Annotated in this window: 19 protein-coding genes; 16 read left to right on the top strand and 3 right to left on the bottom strand. The window is 34.1% G+C overall.

Annotation, left to right across the window (positions count from 1 at the left end; genetic code table 11):
- Positions 1-164: 164 nt before the first annotated feature.
- Positions 165-1,415: a DUF445 domain-containing protein gene (locus tag PQ463_RS21815; RefSeq protein WP_274255465.1), complete on the bottom strand. Its 1,251-nt coding sequence runs from the start codon at positions 1,413-1,415 to the stop codon at positions 165-167.
- Between the two features lie 220 nt (positions 1,416-1,635).
- Between PQ463_RS21815 and map the strand changes: the two genes are divergently transcribed.
- The 8 genes from map to PQ463_RS21775 all read left to right on the top strand — a co-directional run bounded on the left by map (position 1,636) and on the right by PQ463_RS21775 (position 11,340).
- A complete protein-coding gene (gene map, locus PQ463_RS21810; protein ID WP_057117239.1) occupies positions 1,636-2,454 on the top strand; it encodes a type I methionyl aminopeptidase in 819 nt (272 codons plus the stop codon).
- 69 nt (positions 2,455-2,523) lie between these two features.
- A complete protein-coding gene (locus PQ463_RS21805) occupies positions 2,524-2,928 on the top strand; it encodes a GxxExxY protein (protein ID WP_274255464.1) in 405 nt (134 codons plus the stop codon).
- A 40-nt stretch (positions 2,929-2,968) separates the two neighbouring features.
- Positions 2,969-3,742 carry a class I SAM-dependent methyltransferase gene (locus PQ463_RS21800; protein WP_274255463.1) on the top strand — a complete coding sequence of 258 codons (774 nt, stop codon included), beginning with the start codon at positions 2,969-2,971 and terminating at the stop codon, positions 3,740-3,742.
- 123 nt (positions 3,743-3,865) lie between these two features.
- The gene (locus tag PQ463_RS21795) at positions 3,866-6,772 is read left to right on the top strand and encodes a DEAD/DEAH box helicase (RefSeq protein ID WP_274255462.1); all 2,907 of its coding nucleotides are present in this window, start codon (positions 3,866-3,868) and stop codon (positions 6,770-6,772) included.
- Between the two features lie 74 nt (positions 6,773-6,846).
- Positions 6,847-8,100 carry a type IX secretion system plug protein gene (locus PQ463_RS21790; RefSeq protein ID WP_274255461.1) on the top strand — a complete coding sequence of 418 codons (1,254 nt, stop codon included), beginning with the start codon at positions 6,847-6,849 and terminating at the stop codon, positions 8,098-8,100.
- A gap of 79 nt (positions 8,101-8,179) precedes the next feature.
- Positions 8,180-8,566: a Co2+/Mg2+ efflux facilitator ApaG/CorD gene (gene apaG, locus PQ463_RS21785; protein WP_008467225.1), complete on the top strand. Its 387-nt coding sequence runs from the start codon at positions 8,180-8,182 to the stop codon at positions 8,564-8,566.
- Positions 8,567-8,720: 154 nt separating this feature from the next.
- Entirely contained in the window at positions 8,721-10,346 is a 1,626-nt protein-coding gene (gene pruA, locus PQ463_RS21780; RefSeq protein WP_111376723.1) for an L-glutamate gamma-semialdehyde dehydrogenase, read from the top strand.
- 262 nt (positions 10,347-10,608) lie between these two features.
- Positions 10,609-11,340, top strand: coding sequence for a hypothetical protein (locus tag PQ463_RS21775; RefSeq protein WP_274255459.1), 732 nt, complete (start codon positions 10,609-10,611; stop codon positions 11,338-11,340).
- 66 nt (positions 11,341-11,406) lie between these two features.
- On the opposite strand, the gene rsmG is transcribed toward PQ463_RS21775, so the two are convergent.
- Complete coding sequence (rsmG, locus tag PQ463_RS21770) at positions 11,407-12,036, bottom strand: 16S rRNA (guanine(527)-N(7))-methyltransferase RsmG (protein WP_274255458.1); 630 nt, start codon at positions 12,034-12,036, stop codon at positions 11,407-11,409.
- Between the two features lie 107 nt (positions 12,037-12,143).
- On the opposite strand from rsmG, the gene PQ463_RS21765 reads away from it, so the two are divergent.
- The 8 genes from PQ463_RS21765 (at position 12,144) to PQ463_RS21730 (ending at position 20,653) form a co-directional block, all read left to right on the top strand.
- Positions 12,144-13,241: a fatty acid desaturase family protein gene (locus PQ463_RS21765; RefSeq protein WP_274255456.1), complete on the top strand. Its 1,098-nt coding sequence runs from the start codon at positions 12,144-12,146 to the stop codon at positions 13,239-13,241.
- Between the two features lie 72 nt (positions 13,242-13,313).
- On the top strand, positions 13,314-14,504 hold the full coding sequence (locus tag PQ463_RS21760) for a pyridoxal phosphate-dependent aminotransferase (protein WP_274255455.1): 1,191 nt from the start codon (positions 13,314-13,316) through the stop codon (positions 14,502-14,504).
- A 144-nt stretch (positions 14,505-14,648) separates the two neighbouring features.
- Entirely contained in the window at positions 14,649-15,242 is a 594-nt protein-coding gene (locus PQ463_RS21755; RefSeq protein WP_274255454.1) for a hypothetical protein, read from the top strand.
- A 61-nt stretch (positions 15,243-15,303) separates the two neighbouring features.
- Positions 15,304-15,783 (top strand): dihydrofolate reductase family protein, encoded by a 480-nt coding sequence (locus PQ463_RS21750; protein WP_274255453.1) that lies wholly within the window; start codon positions 15,304-15,306, stop codon positions 15,781-15,783.
- Positions 15,784-15,986: 203 nt separating this feature from the next.
- Positions 15,987-17,855, top strand: coding sequence for a peptidase U32 family protein (locus tag PQ463_RS21745; protein WP_274255452.1), 1,869 nt, complete (start codon positions 15,987-15,989; stop codon positions 17,853-17,855).
- Between the two features lie 539 nt (positions 17,856-18,394).
- Complete coding sequence (purT, locus tag PQ463_RS21740) at positions 18,395-19,555, top strand: formate-dependent phosphoribosylglycinamide formyltransferase (RefSeq protein ID WP_443135188.1); 1,161 nt, start codon at positions 18,395-18,397, stop codon at positions 19,553-19,555.
- 202 nt (positions 19,556-19,757) lie between these two features.
- Complete coding sequence (locus tag PQ463_RS21735; protein WP_008467236.1) at positions 19,758-20,078, top strand: DUF6370 family protein; 321 nt, start codon at positions 19,758-19,760, stop codon at positions 20,076-20,078.
- Positions 20,078-20,653 carry a Crp/Fnr family transcriptional regulator gene (locus tag PQ463_RS21730; RefSeq protein WP_201998470.1) on the top strand — a complete coding sequence of 192 codons (576 nt, stop codon included), beginning with the start codon at positions 20,078-20,080 and terminating at the stop codon, positions 20,651-20,653. Before PQ463_RS21735 ends, PQ463_RS21730 begins: the two co-directional genes overlap by 1 nt.
- A gap of 108 nt (positions 20,654-20,761) precedes the next feature.
- Here PQ463_RS21730 and aceA read toward each other — a convergent pair whose 3' ends face one another.
- Positions 20,762-22,042, bottom strand: a complete 1,281-nt coding sequence (gene aceA / locus PQ463_RS21725; protein ID WP_274255451.1) for an isocitrate lyase — start codon at positions 22,040-22,042, stop codon at positions 20,762-20,764.
- Positions 22,043-22,063 lie beyond the last annotated feature (21 nt).

Genomic DNA, 22,063 nt, shown 5'->3' with positions numbered 1-22,063 from the left:
AGACGCTAAGTCGCAAAGAAATTTATAAAACTTTGCGTCTCTGCGACTTTGCGAGAACTATTTTATACTAGAATGCAAAGCTTAATTCAGCTTTTATCTTATATGATTTTTGCTTCTTAAATTAAGCAATGCTCATTTATATTTCCTTATATCACTTATATGGTTCAAAAAACAAAATGATAAAGTTGCTCAACGCCATAAATCACAAGCCCAATTACACCTCCAACCAAAGTCCCGTTAATCCTGATATATTGAAGATCTTTACCTATTTCTAATTCTAATTTTTCAGAAACCTCTTTTCCATCCCAGCTTTTTACGGTCGACGAAATCAAATCTCCAATTACTTTTTTGTTATTCAAAAGCATTGAAAGCAAATCATTTTTAATAAAACCATTTATTTTGTCAATCATAACAGGATCTTCCTTGATTCCGTTTCCGAAAGTCTGAATTAAATTTGAAATGCTTTTTTTTATCGAAGAATCATCGCCTTTATTTAAATCGTTTGTAATGGACAATTTAATTTCATCCCAAATGCTATTGATATAATCCTGAACCTCTTTTTTTCCAACAAAACCTAAAATCATATCATTGATTTTAACTCTCATTTCTTCAGAGTTTTTTACCTTTTCCAAGAAATTAAAAATGTATTCGTCAATTTTTAAACGCACCGCACTTTCTGGCTTTTTCGCTTCATTCAAAAAATCCTGCAAACCATTAAAAACACCTTCTGTGATACTTTTATCGACCAACCCAAAACTTAAAAGCGGGGTTGAAGCTTTTACTTTTTGCCTAATTAAATCTTTATTGTTCGTTAACTCAGTACTCATAACTTCCAAAAGATTTGTCAGCATCTGATTTTTTAAATTCCCTTTTTGCAAAGGTTCTAATGCCAATGCCACCCAATCACCAAAATTTATTGCCTCAATTTTTTCCTTAAACTGAACCTGAATAAATCTTCTGACATCTTCATCTTTTATTGTTCTTAAAATTCCTGGGATAATATTTACAACTACTGCATTGGCAATTTTATTGGCATTTTCTTCCTTCGAAAGCCAATCTGAAGCTTTGGTTGCAAAATTAAATTCGTCCAATTTTACTTCTAATTTTTCTCGATCAAGAAATTCTTCAGAAACAAAATTCCCTAGGTTCTCTCCTATTTCATTTTTCTTAGTCGGAATAATAGCCGTATGCCAAATCGGAATTCCCATTGGATGGCGAAATAGCGCCACAACAGCAAACCAATCGGCTATTCCTCCAACCATTGCTGCCTCGCTAAAAGCCTGAAGCATTGGAATTTTGAAGTAAATGGCAATTATAAAAAGAAGCACAGCAAAACCCAAAAGCGACAAAGCTGTTGCTTTCATTTTCTTTAATGCCTTTACTTTAGCTATATCTTGATCAGTTGAAATTTCCATAATTACAAACATTTTCACTACTAATTTATGGCTTTTTTCTGAAACGCTTTAACTCTATTGATTGTTTTGATAGCCACGAATTCACGAATTTTCTTTAAAATTTAATTAATTCATTTGTGTAATATCTTTTTTTAATTTTTGTTTTGAGATAATTCGAGAATTCGTGGCTAAAAAATTTAGATAAAATATTGTACTTTTGCCAACTGAAAATGGAAAAAATATGATTATCCAAAAAACTAGAGAGGAAATAGAATTAATGCGCGAAAGTGCTTTAATCGTATCAAAAACATTAGGAATGATTGCTTCTGAAATAAAAGAAGGAGTAACTACATTATATCTTGACAAATTGGCCGAAGAATTTATTCGTGATCACGGTGCAGTTCCAAGTTTCCTTGGATTGTACGATTTCCCGAATTCACTTTGCATGAGTCCAAATGCTCAGGTTGTTCACGGTATTCCTAATAATGTTCCTCTTAAAAACGGTGATGTTATTTCGGTTGACTGTGGTGCTTTTAAAAATGGTTTCCATGGCGATCACGCGTACAGTTTCGAAATTGGAGAAGTTGCACCAGAAGTTAAAAAACTTTTGCGCGTAACTAAAGAATCTCTTTACGTTGGAATTAGAGAATTTAAAGCTGGAAATCGCGTTGAAGATGTTGGAAATGCAATTCAAAAATATACTGAAGCTCACGGTTACGGAGTAGTTCGTGAATTGGTTGGACATGGTGTTGGACAAAAAATGCACGAAGAACCAGAGATGCCAAACTACGGAAAACGCGGACGTGGAAAACTTTTTGTCGAAGGAATGGTTGTAGCAATCGAACCTATGATCAACATGGGAACTAGAAACATCAAACAACTTAAAGACGGCTGGACAATCTTAACTGCTGACGGAAAACCTAGTGCGCATTTCGAGCACGATGTAGCTTTAATCGATGGAAAACCTGAATTATTATCGACTTTCCAATATATCTACAAAGCTTTAGGAATCGAAAGCAACGAAGAAGACGAATTCAGACAAGTTCCATTAGTGCTGTAAGGTATTCCACCGAGATTCACAGAGATATACGCCAAGATTCACAAAAAATTATTTATACGCCTTTAAAAAATGTATTCTCAAAATTTAGTCTCACAGGATGAACTAGATGCTATTTCGTATAAAATTATTGGTTTAGCAATTGAAGTTCACAAACAGCTGGATCCAGGTTTATTAGAATCTGCTTATCAAGAATGTTTGTATTATGAAATTATGAATTCAGGTTTAATTGTTGAAAAACAAAAAGCTTTACCAATAATTTATAAAGACATAAAATTAGATCACGGATATAGAATAGATTTGCTGATTGAAAATAAAATTGTTATCGAATTAAAAACTGTTGAGGCTTTTACAGATGTACATTTTGCACAAATACTAACATATCTTAAACTTGGAAATTATCCTTTAGGATTGCTCATAAACTTTGATTCAAAAATATTAAAAAACAATATAAAAAGATTTATAAACACTCTGTGAAACTCTGTGTCTACTTAGTGTAACTCTGTGAAATAACCCCATGAAAAAACTTTTCAAATTAGTTTTAAATACAATCCCGCGTCCTTTATTAATTCGTTTGAGTTATGTAGCGCGTCCAATTTTAGCTTTCTCTTTAAAAGGAGATAAATTTACAGATCCAATTGACGGAAAAAGCTTTAAATCGTTTTTGCCTTATGGATACGGAAAACAGCGTAATAATGTGCTTTCGCCAAGTACACTTTCTTTAGAAAGACATCGTTTGCTTTGGCTGTATTTAAACGATCAGACAGATTTTTTTACAGCACCAAAAAAAGTATTGCATTTTGCTCCAGAACAAGCTTTTTACAAAAGATTCCGCAAGCAAAAAAACTTAGATTACACTACAACTGATTTGCTTTCACCTTTGGCAGATGTAAAAGCAGATATCTGCAATTTACCTTTCAAAGACAACGAATATGACGTTATTTTATGTAATCACGTTTTAGAGCACATCCCAGACGATACAAAAGCAATGCAGGAATTATACCGTGTTTTAAAACCAGGCGGAATGGCAGTTCTTCAAATTCCTCAGGATTTATCTCGCGAGGTTACATTTGCCGATGATTCGATTACGGATCAGAAAGAGCGCGCAAAAATCTTCGGACAATATGACCACGTTCGTGTTTACGGACGCGATTATTTCGATAAATTAAGAAGTATTGGATTTATTGTAATTGAAGAAGATTATACTAATAAAATTGCATCAGAATTGGTTGAAAAATACTGTTTAGCAAAAGGCGAGATTATTCCGCTTTGCTTTAAACAGGAAAACTAATTTTCTCACCATATAAGTGATATAAGTTCATTTAAAAGGAGTTTTCAAAATAGTAATAATTTGAAAACTCCTTTTATTTTTTTGCCCAAACCTAAATTACAAGCCTAACCAAATCCCTAAATCTTGGAACCTACAAAATCATTTCAGTTCTGTTTTGACATCAGTTTGGAAAAAAATCTGAATGTTCATATTCCAACCGCATACATTGTTGAGAATACTAGCGAAATCAAATATTTAGACAAAAAAGCAAGTCCAGATGTACTTGAAAGTTTCGGAATCACTTTTGACAATTTAGATTCTAACTCAAAAAGAATATTAACAGCTTGCGATTCTCTTAAACCCGAATTTATTTTTAAAAAATTCGGTGCTAAAATTAAGTCAGCCAAAACAATTGCTGATTTACAGAAAGATTCGAAAATTGAGTTTGCCATTCGTCAGCATTTAAAATTCAATTTAAGTTCATTTTACGATTTAATTGTAAAAGAACAATTTCCTTTGTCTTTAAATCTTGGACCTGAAAAAGATTTTTATCGTTCAAGAGTTAGCATTGATCCACTTGATTTTGAACCTCAAATTCAATTTGACAAGCATGCTGAAGGAATCACCTATACCCTTTCTTTAAAAGAAAATGAAACCACTTTTTCTCCAATGGACAGCAAAGCAGAAATTCTTTTGGATGAACCTGGCTGGCTGATTATTAATAAAAAATTGGGGCAGCTAAAAGAGTTGAACTCTAAAAAGCTGATGCCTTTTTTAAAGAAAAAATCTATTGAAATCCCTTCAAAATTAGTTGATGATTATTTCAAAAGCTTTATTCCGCAAATCGCGAAGAAAATTGATATTGAAGCTACTGGTTTTGAGATTGAACTTCGAGACAAAATCATTTCCTGTACGATTCAGCCTATTCATGATTTCTTTAAAAATTGCTACTATCTTAATCTTTATTTTGATTATAACGGATATTCATTTGATGCAAGCAAAACTAAAAAAACACATTCTTTTGTGGATTTCAGTGTTGCTAATGAACCTAAAATAATTCAGTTTAAAAGAAATCCAGACGAGAATTTATTCATTGAAAAATTAAATAAAATTGGTCTAACCAAAATCAAAAATGAATTATTTGGATTAAATTCAGAAGCTGAAAATACAGATCCTTTCATCAATATTCAGCTGATTATTGATCATAAAGAAGAACTGAAAAACTTAGGTTTTACAATTGATAACCTAAAACTGGAAAGCAAAGAAATCATTACAGAAAACCATACTATTTCTGCTTCAAAAGAAACAACTGGCGATTGGTTTGACATTAGAATTATTATTACGGTTGGCAATTATAAAATCAATTTCAGCGAAATAATTCCAAATATAAAAAGCAAGGAAAGACTTTTTGCATTGCCTGACGGAAACTACTTTTTGATTCCGCTAGAATGGTTCAGCAAATATGGTTCTTTGGCAAAGCTGGCCAAAACAGAAAATGGAGTTCTTTTGTTGCGTAAAAGTAATTTTACAGCTTTAGACGGAATTTCAGAAATTGACAGTGATTTAGACCAAATTCATCAAGCTGAATTTACTGGTTCTGACTTAATAAAGGCAACTTTGCGACCGTATCAAATTGATGGAGTAAAGTGGCTTTTAGGTCATTTCAATTCCAATATGGGTGCGTGTCTGGCCGATGATATGGGGCTTGGAAAGACGTTACAAACTTTGTCAGTTTTGGTTTCGGTGCAAGAGCAATTAGGTTTTACCACTAAAACTACCAATTTTGATTTGTTTGCCAACGAAACCACTATCGAAAGAGAACCGCTAAAAGCTTTGATCGTTCTTCCTTCTTCATTGGTTTTTAACTGGTTTAATGAAGCTGGAAAGTTTACGCCTCACTTTTCGAAAATGCAATATGTTGGCAATGATAGAAAATCATTAGCAAGCAGAATCAATTCAACCGATTTGATTTTTACAAGCTACAGCATCATTCACCGAGATATTTCTATTTTAGAAAAATACGATTTCCGTTATCTGATTTTGGACGAAAGTCAATACATCAAAAACAAAAATTCTAAGATTTTTAAAGCCATCAATAAAATCAGTACAGGGCATAAAATTGCTTTGAGCGGTACACCGATCGAAAATTCGCTTGACGATTTATGGTCGCAAATGCAGTTTATCAATCCTGAGATTTTAGGAAGCTATGCTTTCTTTATGGAAAATTTCAAAAATCCGATTGAGAAAAAACAGAATGAAGAAGTTTTAACGGAATTAAAAAACCTCATCGCTCCCTATATTTTAAGACGAACAAAAGAACAGGTTTTAAAAGATTTACCAGAATTGACAGAGCAGATTTATTACTGCGACATGGATCCTGAACAGGAAAAATTATACGAGAAAGAGAAATCTAAGGCGCGCAATTTCTTGCTTAAAACCGATGGATCTGGCCCAGATAAAATCAATATCATAAATACTTTGATGAAGTTGAGACAGCTGAGCAATCACCCAAAAATGGTCGATCAGGAATCTGAAGTTGATTCTGGAAAGTATATTGCTGTAACCAATTATTTGGAAAACTTAGTAAAAGCAAAACAGAAAGTAATCATTTTCAGCTCATTTGTTACCAACTTAAATTTCTATACCGATTGGTGTAAGGAAAACAAAATAGAGTTCTGCGAAATTACAGGTGAAACCCCATCAGACAAAAGAGAACAGCAGGTTAAAATGTTTCAAGAAAAAGAAAATCCGTTGTTATTCTTTATTTCGCTTAAAGCGGGAGGTGTTGGTCTGAATATCACCAAAGCTTCTTATGTTTTATTTCTAGATCCTTGGTGGAATCCTTTTGCTGAAAAACAAGGTGTCGCGCGTGCACACAGAATCGGACAATTGAATAAAGTAAATGTGATTCGTTTTATTTCTAAAAATACAGTCGAAGAAAAAATCATCAAATTGCAGGAAAACAAAAAATTATTGTCTGACTCACTTTTAGAAGAAAGTTATATCAATGATGAAATTGAAGGTAACTTAGAGTATATTTTAGGAAATTAATCGTTAAATCCAATAGAATGGCATCTTTTTCGTTATATAAAATTGTTATATTTACAATCTTACAACGTTTTAAGATGCCGAAATTTTTATATACAAGCTTTATTTTTCTTTTCATTTTCACTTTAGCGAAAGCTCAAGAAAAAGAAATTGACCCTCCTTACAATATCAAAACTGTCTCTTTTATTCAGAATGGCAGTAATGTTGCGCCAATTTTCGAATTAGGTTCTCCATTTACCTTTCAATTTGATGATTTGTTTGGTAATGAAGCCAATTATTACTTTGAAGTTATTCATTGCGATTACAACTGGTTTCCAACAGATATTCCAAAAACTGACTATATTTTTGGTATGGATAATCAGAGAATTACCGATTTTTCGAATTCGTTTAATACCCTACAGGTTTATACACATTATAGACTTTCTTTTCCGAATCAGTTTACGCAATTATTAAAGCTTTCAGGCAATTATATGTTGCGAATTCTTAATGAAGACCGAGAAGTTGTTTTCTCAAGAAAATTTATTTTACACGAAAATCATTGTACTGTTGGCGTGCAAGTAAAAAGAAGCCGTAACCTTAGCAATATTGATTATAAACAGAATCTTGATTTTGCTATTTTATCTAATGATATTGTGTTTCAAACTCCATTGCAAAATGTAAAAGTGCTTTTACTGCAAAACGGAAACTTTCATACCGAAATAAAAAATGTTGTTCCCCAATACACAATTGGTAATCAGCTGGTTTATAAATACGACAAAGAAACCCAGTTTTGGGGCGGAAATGAGTTTTTGTATTTTGAAAACAAAGACATTAGAGCTGCCAGTAATAATGTGGCCAAAGTAGGTTCGAACAATGATATTTACAATTCGTTTTTGTACACCAATGCAGCAAGAGGAAATCAGATTTATACTAATTATGAAGATGTGAACGGAAATTTTGTTGTGAAAAACATCAACGGTTCTAATAATGACATTGAGGCCGATTATGCATGGGTTTATTTTAGTCTTTCTGCTCCTGCTTTTAGAATGAACAAAGACATTTATATCTCTGGAATGTTTAACAACTACAGTCTTTCGCCAGAGTACAAAATGGATCACAATAATGACAAAGGAGTTTTTGAAAAAGCCATTATGATCAAGCAAGGTTTTACTAATTTTCAGTACACTGTTGCAGATAAAAAAGGGGTTGTTGATTTTGAAAATGCCATTGACGGAAACTTTTATCAGACTGAAAACGAGTACACCATCTTGGTTTATTACAAAGAAGCTACTGACCGTTATCAGCGTGTAATTGGAAAAGGAAATGCAAACTCTATCAATATAGTCAATTAAAACAATGTTAAGGTTTTAGATTAAACGATTTTTTTTTGTAGCTTTGCCTCTATAACACTCACATATATACGGCGTTAGTATGGTTTCTCAAATTACACGAGGCATAAAAATATCTGTTTTGACTAGTTTTGAAGGTACATACTTCAAAAACTACAAGATTCATTTTGCTTTTAGCTACGTAGTTACCATCGAAAATCATAGTAAAGATTCTGTACAATTAACTTCTCGCCACTGGGAAATTTTTGATTCTTTAAATGATTTAGAAGTTGTAGATGGTGAGGGTGTAATTGGTAAAAAACCAGTTCTAAAACCTGGCGAAAACCATACGTACAGTTCTGGCTGTCTATTATCGTCTCCTTACGGCGCAATGAAAGGTCATTTCAACATGATCAACTTTACTACAACAAAAACATTCAAAGTAATTGTTCCTACTTTTAGAATGTGTGCTCCTTTTGCATTAAATTAAGATATAGTTTACAACTATTGCTTTTATCGTTATCTTAATCATAAAATTGTCAATTTATTAATTTATCCTTTGTACTTTTGTGCAACGTTAGATTATTCGTAACAAAACAAATCGTCTAACTTTAAATTGTCTAATTCACAAAATTTTAAATAACATGCTTAAAGGATTTTTCCATGTACCAAAAGCGGTAAACGAGCCTGTAAAGAGCTACGCACCAAACTCACCAGAAAAAGCTGCTGTTCAAGCTGCTTACACCACAATGTGGAATTCTCAAATTGACGTTCCTTTGTATATTGGAAACGAAGAAATTAGAACTGGAAATACAAGAAACATTACAGCTCCTCACGATCACCAGCACGTAGTTGGAAAATATCATTTAGCTGAAAAACAACATATCGAAAAAGCAATTGCAAATGCACTTGAATCAAGAAAAGCATGGGCAAACTTAGCATGGGAACAGCGTGCTGCAATTTTCTTAAAAGCTGCTGAACTTATTGCTGGACCATACAGAGCTCGTATTAACGCTGCTACAATGATTGGTCAGTCTAAAAATATTCACCAAGCAGAAATCGATGCTTCTTGCGAATTAATCGACTTTTTACGTTACAATGTTGAGTTTATGACTCAAATCTACAACGATCAGCCAAAATCAGATTCATCTGTTTGGAACCGTGTAGAGTATAGACCATTAGAAGGTTTTGTTTACGCTATTACTCCTTTCAACTTTACTGCAATCGCTGCAAACCTTCCTGCAAGTGCTGCAATGATGGGTAACGTTGTGGTTTGGAAACCAAGTGATAGCCAAGTATTTTCTACAAAAATCATTTTAGAAGTTTTCAAAGAAGCTGGAGTTCCTGATGGAGTTATCAACGTAGTCTTTGGAGATGCGTTAATGATTACAGATACAGTTTTAGCTAGCCGTGATTTTGCTGGTGTTCACTTTACAGGATCAACTCATGTATTTAAAGATATCTGGGCCAAAATTGGTGCAAACATCCACAACTACAAAACGTACCCAAGAATCGTTGGTGAAACAGGAGGTAAAGATTTTATCATTGCTCACCCAAGCGCAAACGTAAAACAAGTAGTTACAGGAATTACTCGTGGAGCTTTCGAATTCCAAGGACAAAAATGTTCTGCAGCTTCTAGAGCTTATATTCCACAAAGTTTATGGCCAGCTGTAAAAGAACAATTAATTGCTGATGTAAAATCTATGAAAATGGGTTCTCCAGAAGATTTCGGAAACTTCATTACAGCAGTTATCCACGAAGGTTCTTTCGATAAATTAGCTAGTTATATTGATCAAGCTAAAAAAGATGCTGACGCAGAAATCATCGTTGGTGGAAATTACGATAAATCTGTAGGTTACTTTATTGAGCCAACAGTTATTGTAACTACAAACCCAAAATATACTACAATGGAAACTGAGTTGTTCGGACCAGTTATCACAATTTATGTTTACGAAGATGCTAAATGGGAAGAAACTCTTGAATTAGTTGATACTACTTCTGAGTATGCTTTAACAGGAGCAGTTTTCAGCCAAGATCGTTATGCTATTGAAGTAGCTACAACTAAATTACAAAACTCTGCTGGTAACTTCTACATCAATGATAAACCAACTGGAGCTGTTGTAGGAATGCAACCATTTGGTGGAGCAAGAGCTTCTGGAACTAACGATAAAGCAGGTTCTGCATTAAACTTATTGCGTTGGGCTTCTCCAAGAACTATCAAAGAAACTTTTGTAACTCCAGAAGATTACAGATATCCTTTCTTAGGTTAATCCAATCTAAAATTTCAGATTTATAAGTTGTAAATCTGACTATATACAAAAGCCAATCTTCAAAGAAGATTGGCTTTTTGTTTTTACTTACAATAAAGCTTAAATATTTTGTAATACTTTTCTTATTTATTTAAAAATCAACGCTTTAAAAGTTTCAAATGCCTTATTTTGATATTTTAAAAACTTTTTGTTCCCATTCAAAAAAACTCATCCTCTTACTTTTGCTTCATATTAAAAGTTACAATAAATTAACAGCATAAGCATGAGAAATTTAAACAATGTTCCTAAAGTTATTATGGAATCAAAAAGTATTGGACATCCCATTAATTATAAATGGACAAAAAAGAAAATAAATAATCTTTTAGATCCTATTGAAGGAAATGAAGACCTAGAAGAAGCCTTAATGCAGATAAACCATAAAGGCTCTATAGGACTAACTGCAGCATTACTAGAATGGGTTTACTGGCGTTTTACAGGTTATACCCAAACAACAAACGACACACAAAAACGTATTGAAGCGCTTTGGTGTTCTATCAATAATCGTGAACAAACAAACCCTCTTTTATTTGATACAGATTTTGAAGTATCTGCAACTGGCTCTGTAAATGGCGCACTTTGGATTGCATTAATGAATGTAAGAATGATAGATGTAAGATATCGTAAAGGCTCTTATTTTTTACAAAATGATCTTGTAGGATTGGTATTATTGGCACGTCATATTACGCCAAAAAAGAAAAACTTCGACAATTGGTTTGCTCAAACCATCATCAACTTAACTCATTCTCACCCTAATCCGTACAGAAATGAGGCGTTAGATGAAACTGATGAAGCTGTATACGATTCATCAAACGAACCTGTAATTTGCAGAGAGTTTTTCTTCGATGAAAAATTCAAATACTCTGTTGAAGCATCAGAAAACGCAATCCATGCCATGATTGATAATTTAGATCATAAAGCGAATAGTTTTTTAAATCTTCCAAAAAAAGCATCATAATTTCGACCTTTAGTTTTGTTCAAAAAAATAACCCGATTAGAATTTCCTAATCGGGTTATTTGTTATTTAAGGTTTAAATTTTAATGGGAGGTGAACCACTTTTTTAGTTTCAAAGAATTCATCTTCAAATATATTCGCCAAATCGTATAAAGTTGCATTTGGAAAATCCTTCAGCTCTTCAGCTAAATCACCGCCTTTCAAATATAAAATTCCATTTTTCAACATGTGTTTATGTTGTTTTTTGATTTTATCTTTAATCCATGAAACAAAATCAGGCATATTAGTAACTGCCCGGCTTACAATAAAATCGAAATCACCTTTTACCAATTCAGCACGTTTTTGTTCTGCTTTTACGTTCTTTAATTCTAATGCATCTACAACACCTTGAACCACTTTTATTTTTTTGGCAATAACGTCAATTAAATAAAAACGAGTTTCAGGAAAAAGAATCGCTAACGGAATACCTGGAAAACCTCCGCCTGTTCCAACATCCAAAACTGTTGCTCCTGGTTCGAACTTCATAACTTTTGCAATTCCTAATGAATGCAAAATGTGTTTTGTATATAATGAATCAATGTCTTTACGCGAAATAACATTGATTTTTTCATTCCAATCGTGGTATAAAAAGTCTAATTTTTGAAATTGCTCGATTTGAAGATCGGTCAAATTGGGAAAATATTTCAATATCTCATCCATTGCTGTAAATTTTTAACAAAAGTACTACTTTACGATTGAAATATTTAACTCAATTTTGCAAATTGAGAATTTATAATAATTACCTTTGAAACCTATTTAAAACAATTATGAATAACACGGCTCCAACTTTTGCTAGGCAAGACAATCTGAAGTTTTTCAGAACACTTAACTCTCGGGTAAACAATTACTTCAAGGAGAACAACATTCAGAAAACTGGAAACTGGAAGTTACACTTAAAAGCCGTTATTCTATTTGCTGTTTTTCTAACTCCCTATTTTTTAATTCTTACGCTTGACATGCCATTTTGGGTTATGTTACTTTTATCAATTGTGATGGGTGTTGGAATGGCCGGTGTTGGAATGAACGTTATGCATGATGGAAATCATGGTTCTTATTCAAATAAAAGCTGGATCAACAAATTAATGGGTGGAACAATTTATGTTTTGGCCGGAAATGTTTACAACTGGCAAGTACAACATAATGTACTACATCACACTTATACTAATATTCCTGGGCATGATGAAGATTTAGATGCTGGAAGAATTATTCGTTTTACAGAACATGCTGAATGGCATCGTTTTCACCGTTTTCAACATTACTATTCTGTTTTCTTGTATGGATTATTAACTTTCAATTGGGCATTAACAACCGATTTTAAGCAAATGAGAAATTACCTGAAAAGAAAATTATCTTATGGAGAACCGAAAAACCCTAAAATCCTTTGGACAACACTTATCATTACTAAAATGATTTATGTATCGATTTGGATTGTTTTGCCAATTGTAATTGGAATTACTTGGTGGAAAGTACTTGTTGGCTTTTTTGCAATGCACTACACAGCTGGATTAATCCTAAGTATTGTGTTTCAATTAGCACACGTAGTTGATCATACTACAAATCCAACTCCAAATGATTTAGGAGAAATGGATAACACATGGGCAATTCACCAATTATATACTACAACTAATTTTGCACCAAAAAATGCAATTGTAAATTGGTACACAGGAGGTTTAAATCATCAAATCGAACATCATATTTTCCCAAATATCAGTCATATTCACTATGGTAAAATTGCAAAAATCGTAAAAGAAACAGCAAAAGAGTGCAACTTACCTTATTACGAATATAAAACGATGCGAAGTGCCGTTGTTGCTCACTTTAAGCATTTACGCGATTTGGGAATGAAACCTGAATTATCAGTTTAATAACTAAAGAAAATCTATTAATAATTAACCTTCCTTAATAAACAGCAAATTAAGGACATCAAAAATTTTATAATGAATCATATTCTTTCGGACAGAATCAACAACCTTGCGACATCGCAAACTTTAGCAATGGCCGCTTTGGCAAGAGAATTAAAAGCACAAGGAAAAGACATTATCAGCTTAAGTTTAGGTGAGCCTGACTTCAATACACCAGACTTCATTAAAGAAGCAGTAATAAAAGCAGTAAACGAAAATTATAGCACTTATTCTCCAGTAGAAGGTTACTTAGAATTAAGAGAAGCTATTTGTAGAAAATTCAAAAGAGACAATAATTTAGAATACAAACCAACTCAAATTGTAGTTTCTACAGGAGCAAAACAATCTTTATACAACATTGCGCAAGTAATGTTAAACGACGGTGACGAAGTTATTTTACCAGCACCTTACTGGGTTTCTTACTTCGAAATCGTAAAACTTTCTGGCGGAGTTCCTGTTGAAGTTCCAACTTCTGTAGAAACAGATTTCAAAATGACGCCAGAGCAATTAGAAGCTGCAATCACACCAAAAACAAAAATGATGTGGTTTTCTTCTCCATGTAATCCTTCTGGATCTGTTTACAGTAGAGAAGAATTAACAGCATTGGCAAAAGTCTTAGAAAAACACCCAAATATCTATGTAGTTTCAGACGAAATTTATGAACACATCAATTTCTCAGGAACTTTCTGCAGCATCGGTTCAATTCCAGGAATGTTAGAAAAAACAATCACTGTAAACGGAGTTGCAAAAGCATTTGCAATGACTGGATACAGAATTGGTTACATTGGAGCTCCAGAATTTATCGCAAAAGCTTGTACAAAAATTCAAGGACAAGTAACATCAGGAGCAAACTCTGTAGCACAACGTGCTACAATTACAGCAGTAGATGCAGATCCTAGTGTATTAAACCACATGGTTGAGGCTTTCCACGGACGTAGAGATTTAGTGGTTGGATTGTTAAAAGAGATTCCAGGAGTAAAAATAAACGTTCCAGAAGGAGCTTTCTATGTATTCCCAGACGTTTCATCTTTCTTCGGAAAAACTTTAAAAGGACACGAAATTAAAGATGCAAACGACGTTTCGATGTATCTTTTAGCTGAGGCAAACGTAGCAACAGTAACTGGAGACGCGTTCGGAAATCCAAACTGTATTCGTTTCTCTTATGCAACAAGCAACGATATTTTAAAAGAGGCATTACGCAGAATCAAAGAAGCTTTGACTGCATAACAATATTCTAAGTTTTTATAAAAACGGCTTAAGGTTCAAAAGTTTCATCACTTTTATACTTTAAGCTGTTTTTTTGTTTGTTAAAGTTGAAAAACAATTCTTACATTCGCGCACAAAAATTTTAAACTAATCAAATAAAACGTAATGAAATTTATAATGCGCTTTCTATTTACATTTGTTCTTTTTATCAGTCACTTTTCTAATCATTTAAGAGCACAAACAACAGGTAACTCCATTAAAGCATCCATAGGTTATGGATCGAGCAGTTCTTATTACATAGAAGATTATGGAAGCCAAGAAGAAGTAGATGTTATGGGAGGCGGTCTTTATCTTCAAGGCGAATATATCATAGGACTAAAATCATGGTTTAGTATAAGACCTTACGCTGGTGCCATTTTTGAATCTGTCGATAAAAATCAAAACGTGCAAAACCAACCTCAATATAAAGTAACGACTAACGCTTTTTTGATGGGAGGAAAAGTTCGTATTTGTGCCCCAATTCCATGGGTTGCGCCATTTATTGAAGGCGGTATTGGAACTTCAATAGGTAAATTCGAAACCCTTACACCTGCTGTAAATTTTAACAAAAGTGATGTTTTACTTCATATCCCATTTAGTATTGGATTGGCAATCGGCAGACATAACAATTTCGAAATTGGGATTTCTGGGTATTTTCATCCAGCTGCAAAACAATCTACTGGAGTATTTGCAGTTGGATATACTTTTCCGTTAGATTAGTTTTATATAAGTTAAAAAGACTACCTTACATTAAAGTAAATCAGACATAAATATTTGATGCATGAAAAAAATAATTCTAGATTTAGCTGTAACCTTAGATGGTTTTATTGAAGGCACAAATGGAGAAATTGATTGGTGCATTATGGATGATGATATGGACTTTGGTGGATTTTTATCAGATATAGACACTATCTTTTATGGTCGGGTAAGTTATGATTCTTGGGGTAATTTTCAACCAGATGAAAATGCAAGTAACGCAGAAAAATTGCTTTGGGAAGGAGTACATTCAAAAAAGAAATACGTTTTCTCCAGTCAAAACAAACAAGATAACAATGCTACGTTTATAAATTCTGACATTATAGCTAAAGTAAATGAAATTAAAAATCAACCCGGAGGTGATATTTGGCTATATGGCGGAGCAAGTCTTATTAAAACTTTCATACAATTAAATCTTATTGACACATACAGAATATCGGTTCATCCAATAGCTTTAGGAAGTGGAAAACCGTTATTTGAAGATTTAAAGAGCGACTTGAATTAAGATTGCTTAAAACTAATATTTTCAAATCTGGAGTAGCACAACTTATTTACGAACCTGTGAGATAAGCAAAAAATCACTTATCATAATTCCATATTAAGTTAACAATTTCAAAAAAATCGCTTCATCACTAGCAAACTCGGAATATTTATTAGACCTTTGCACACTTTTTTTCGGGAATACCACAAAAGTCTAAAGTTTTAGAAATGAAGAAGAAAATCGAAATATTAGCTCCTGCTAGAGATTTAATTGGAGGAATCGCTGCCATAAACAGTGGCGCCGATGCAGTATATATTGGTGCGCCGCAATTTGGAGCACGTTCTAATGCCAACAACTCTATTGAAGATGTTGCTGAACTGGTAAAATACGCACACTTATTTAACGCACAGGTTTTTGTGGTTATGAATACCATTTTGTACGACAACGAATTAGAAACGTGTCGCTCTATGATTTGGGAATTATACGATATTGGTGTTGATGCCTTGATTATTCAGGACATGGCGATTATGGAAATGGATTTGCCTCCTATCGTACTTCACGCCAGTACACAAGCTAATAATCGTGATGCTGATAAAATCAAATTCTTAAAAGACGCTGGTATTAAACGTGTGGTTTTAGCACGTGAATTGAACCTTCACCAAATTAAAACAATATATGATCACGCTGATGTTGAATTAGAGTTTTTCGTAACTGGAGCTTTATGTGTTTCTTTTAGTGGAAACTGCTATATGAGTGTGGCAAACGGAGAGCGTAGCGCGAATCGTGGTTCTTGCGCACAAAACTGCCGTTTACCTTATAACTTAATCGACGGAAATGGAGATACTTTAATCAGAAACAGTCACTTGCTTTCTATTAAAGATTTAGACGTTTCAGATCAGATTCCGAATTTAATTGAAGCGGGAATCGTTTCTTTCAAAATTGAAGGAAGATTAAAAGATGTAGCTTACGTTAAAAACAACGTATCTTATTTACGCCAAAAATTAGACAGCTTTTTAGAAGGAAGTGACAAATATATCAAAGCTTCTTCTGGAAAATGTACGTATACTTTCGATTCTACTTTAAGCAGAACCTTCAATCGTGGTTATACGGATTATTTCGTCAACGAAAGACACAGCTCAATTGGTTCTTGGGAAAGTCCAAAATCAAAAGGTCAATATATTGGAAAATTAATTAGAACTGTTGGAAACGCTTACGAAATCGAAAACGGCGAATTATTAAACAACGGTGACGGACTTTGTTTTATCAATGAAAACAACGAAGCTGATGGAATCTATGTAAACAAAGCCGAAAACGGAAAAGTTTATCCAAACGTTTTAAAAGAAATAAAAGACGGAACTTTCATATACAGAAATAACGACGCTGCTTTCATCAAAATTGTAGAAAGAGAAGACAGCGCAATCCGTAAAATCGGAACTACTTTATTACTTACCGAAAACGAAAACGGTTTTGAATTAATCGCAACCGACGAAGACGGAAACGTAAGTACAGTAAAATTAGAGCATCCGAAAGAAAAAACGAAAACAGGCGAATCGATCGAAGAAAACATTAAAGTTCAATTGGCAAAAACAGGTTTTACACCTTACAGCGCCGATGAAATCAATGTTATGTTCTCTGAGAACTGGTTCCTTCCAATTTCAAAAATCAACGAAATGAGAAGAAATGTTTTCGAACAATTATCAGAAATTCGTTTGGCAAATTACGTTCGCGAAGAGCACCAATTAGTTAAAACATCACATCCATATCCAGAAACCAAATTGGATTTCATGTACAATGTTTCGAACAAAACCGCTCGTAAATTCTACGAACGTCACGGTGTTACTGAAATCGAAAAAGCATTCGAATTGCAATGGGATCCAGGAAAATCTCGCGTAATGACAACCAAATATTGCATTAAATACGAATTGAAAAAATGCCCGATTCACCAAAAAGATATCGTGGGCGTTAAAGTAAAAGAACCTTTAGTTTTAAAACAGGGCGAATTGGAATACAAACTAAAATTCAACTGTAAACCCTGCGAAATGGAAATCTGGGAAAAAGATGCCGAATTTGAAATTGAAGAAGATCATTTTCATTAAGATTGTTTAACCGTAACGTTTTTTAACCGCAAAGAACGCAAAGGAATACGCAAGGTTCGCAAAGATTATTTTAAAATCTTTGCGAACCTTTTTATTTTGGGTGTGTCCCTCCGGGTCGGGCTATCCGCTACAAGTCCTCGCACTTCCTTCGTCAGGCTCCGGGCTTTCCACTTCTATCCCTCACGCAAATCGTAAAACGAGAACATTCATTAAAAAAATCAAAAAACATTTTTCCTGAGTTGCCTCCAGCTTTAGCTGGAGGAATTGAAATTGATAAAGCTTGAGGCTTTAGCCGAATATATAGTTTGGCTAAAGCCTCAATAGAAACTTTATTTTTACCTCCAGCTAAAGCTGGAGGCAATTCAATCGATCAACAAATTAAATCCCCCGAATCTGCAAAATATGTGTAAGAAATTCCTTGCGTCATTATTTAACTTAAAAACAAAAACTTCGCGCTCTTTGCGTAAATCTTTGCGAACTTTGCGGTTAAAAAAAGCTTTTTCCCTACTTTTACTACTCAAACATTACAATACTCCAAAATGAAAATACTACTCCTAGGTTCAGGCGAATTAGGCAAAGAATTTGTCATTGCCGCACAACGAATCGGACAAACCATAATTGCAGTTGACAGTTACGAAAATGCACCAGCCATGCAAGTTGCACACGGTTTTGAAGTCATCAATATGCTTGACGGCGAAGCTCTTGACCGAATCGTAGCCAAACACCAACCCGATTTTATCGTTCCCGAAATAGAAGCCATTCGCACCGAACGTTTTTACGATTATGAAAGACAAGGAATCACAGTTGTTCCTTCAGCGAAAGCGGCAAACTTTACCATGAATCGTAAAGCCATTCGAGATTTAGCAGCAAAAGAACTAGGACTAAGAACTGCAAAATATCAATACGCCACCTCAGCCGAAGAACTTCAAAAAGCAGTTCAGGAAGTGGGAATTCCGTGCGTCGTGAAACCATTAATGTCTTCATCCGGAAAAGGGCAATCGACAATCAAAACAGAAAGCGATATTGAAAAAGCTTGGCAATATGCCGTTGCGGGTTCACGTGGCGATGTTATCGAAGTTATTGTAGAAGCTTTTGTAAATTTTGATTCTGAAATTACGCTTTTAACAATTACTCAAAATAATAATCCAACTTTGTTTTGCGCTCCAATCGGACACAGACAAGAACGTGGCGATTATCAAGAAAGCTGGCAACCGGCTTTGGTTTCAGAAAAAGATTTATATGAAGCTCAAGATATGGCCGAAAAAATTACTGAAGCACTTGGCGGTGCTGGACTTTTTGGCGTTGAATTTTTCCTAACAAAAGAAGGCGTTTATTTCTCTGAACTTTCTCCTCGTCCTCATGATACTGGAATGGTAACTTTGGCTGGAACGCAGAATTTCAACGAATTCGAATTGCATTTAAGAGCGATTTTAAGTCTTCCAATTTTCGAAATCACTTTAGAAAAAGCTGGAGCAAGTGCAGTACTTTTGGCATCAGAAGATTCTACAAATCCAACTTTTACTGGAATCGAAAAAGTAGCCGCTTTACCAAAAACCGATTTCAGGATTTTCGGGAAACCAACTTCAAGACCTTACCGAAGAATGGGAGTTGTTTTAAGCCATGATACACTTTCGACTCCAATTAACGAAGTAACAGAACGCGCCAAAGAAACAGCAAAATTAATAACTGTAAATTCGTAGAATTAAATTAAAAATTTTCTTTAACACATAGAAACATAGATTTTAATTCTAATAAAAAAGGGAGAAGAAAAACAAGTTTTCACACATAGTCCCGATAGCTATCGGGATGCATTGAAACAAGTGAAACGCCTTTATATACAAAGCATAACTATGACTCTATGTGTTTACATACACACAACAGATTAACTATAAATTCTTAACTATGAAAAATATACTTTTAGCGACATTCCTTTTTATTGGAATCGCAGTACAGGCACAAGACAAAAAGAAATTTGACAAACCAACAGTCGTTGAAGCTTCTTGCGGAGAATGCCAATTCGGAATGAAAGGCAAAAGCTGTGATTTAGCTGTTCGTATTGACGGAAAAAGCTATTTTGTTGATGGAACTACAATTCACGATCACGGTGATGCTCACGCTGAAAAAGGTTTCTGCAATGCAATCAGTAAAGCTTTAGTTACGGGAGAAATCAAAGGAGACAGATTCAAAGCAACTTCATTTACTTTAATAGACGATAAAAAATAATGGCATTAATTCTCGAAAATATTGCTAAACACGTTTCTCTGACACCAGAGGAACAGGCGCTTTTTTTATCTAAATTAGAGACGAACACTTATAAAGCAAAAACTGTTTTATTAAACGCGGGAGAAGTTTGTAAACATTCCTATTTTGTAAATTCAGGAATTTTAAGAAGCTTCAATATCAATGATAATATTGTGGAACATGTCCTTTCATTTGCCTGCGAAGGCTGGTGGATGAGTGATATGTACAGTTATTTTTCGCAAAAACCAGGACAGCTTTTCATAGAAGTTTTAGAAGAAGCTGAAGTTGTTTCTTTATCTAAAGAAAATCAGGAACAATTGTATCTTGAAATTCCGAAGCTAGAACGTTTTTTCAGGATTTTAATTGAGAATTCATTAGTTGCGAATCAGCAGAGATTAATGGATAACTTGAGTTTGCCTGCTGAAGAACGCTTTGAAAAATTCACAAAAAAATACGGAACATTAGTTCACAAAGTTCCTCAAAAACAAATCGCTTCTTTCATTGGTGTAACGCCTGAATTCTTTAGTAAAATGAAAGCCCGTCTTTTGAAAAAATAAAATTAAACCATTAAGACATTAAGATTCATTAAGCTTGACTTAATCTTTCTTATTTTTTAAGAATATAAAGCTTAACTTTCTTAATATCTTAATGGTTAAAAAAAAGAATTAAAATTGCTCAACCTCTGTAGAATGTTCCATCGCCGTTATTGCTGATTTTCCTAACATTACTGTGTTCTGAACGGCATCAAAATAAGAAGTTCCAACAAAAGCCTGGTGTTTTACTGCTCTGAATCCGTTTTTCTGTAAAGCGAATTCTCTTTCCTGCAATTCAGAATATCCAGCCATTCCTCGTTCTTTATAAGCTTTAGATAATTCGAACATACTTGTGTTCAAAGCATGGAATCCCGCCAAAGTAATGAACTGGAAACTATAACCCATTGCAGCCAAATCTTCTCTGAACGTTTCCATTTCGGCAACAGATAATTTTGCAGCCCAGTTGAAAGACGGAGAACAATTATACGCCAGCATTTTATCTGGGAATTCTTTTTTCATTGCTTTTGCAAATTTTCTCGCATAATCCAAATCCGGATTACTGGTTTCCATCCAAATTAAATCGGCATACGGCGCGTAGCTTAAACCTCTCGCAATTCCCTGGTCGATTCCGTTTTTTACGTAGAAGAAACCTTCAGCAGTTTTCTCGCCCGTTAAAAACTTTCTATCTCTTGGATCTGCATCACTAGTTAATAAATTAGCTGCATCGGCATCTGTTCGGGCAACAATTAAAGTTGAAACACCCATAACATCTGAAGCCAATCTAGCCGCAATCAATTTGTTAATGGCTTCTTGCGTTGGAACTAAAACTTTTCCGCCTAAGTGCCCACATTTTTTAGCAGAACTCAGCTGGTCTTCAAAATGAACTCCAGAAGCTCCCGCTTCAATCATAGATTTCATTAATTCGAAAGCATTTAAGTTTCCTCCAAAACCTGCTTCAGCATCAGCTACAATTGGTACTAAATAATCTTTTTTATCTTCAATATTATTTACAGTCTGAATCTGATCGGCACGCAATAAAGCGTTGTTGATTTTTTTCACCACCATCGGAACGCTATTTACCGGGTAAAGCGATTGATCAGGATACATTTCTCCCGCCAGATTTGCATCAGCAGCAACCTGCCATCCGCTTAAATAAATCGCTTCTAAACCTGCATCAACTTCCTGAATCGCTTGATTTCCAGTCAACGCTCCCAAACCCGCAACATAATCCTGACTTTTTAACTTTCTCCATAATTTCTCTGCACCCATTTTTGCAATAGAATGCTCAATTTTATAAGACCCTTGAAGCGTTACTACTTCACTCGCAGTGTAAGGACGCTCAACGCCTTTCCATCTCGGGTTCGTAATCCAATCGTTAATCAATTCCTGAATTCTGTCTTCTGTTGTTTTCATAATATAGTTTAGTTAAAGTGG

The organism is Flavobacterium sp. KACC 22763, assembly GCF_028736155.1.
GTDB lineage: Bacteria > Bacteroidota > Bacteroidia > Flavobacteriales > Flavobacteriaceae > Flavobacterium.
The sequence above is the reverse complement of the archived record's forward strand: the minus strand, read 5'-3'. Positions and strand labels throughout refer to the sequence as shown.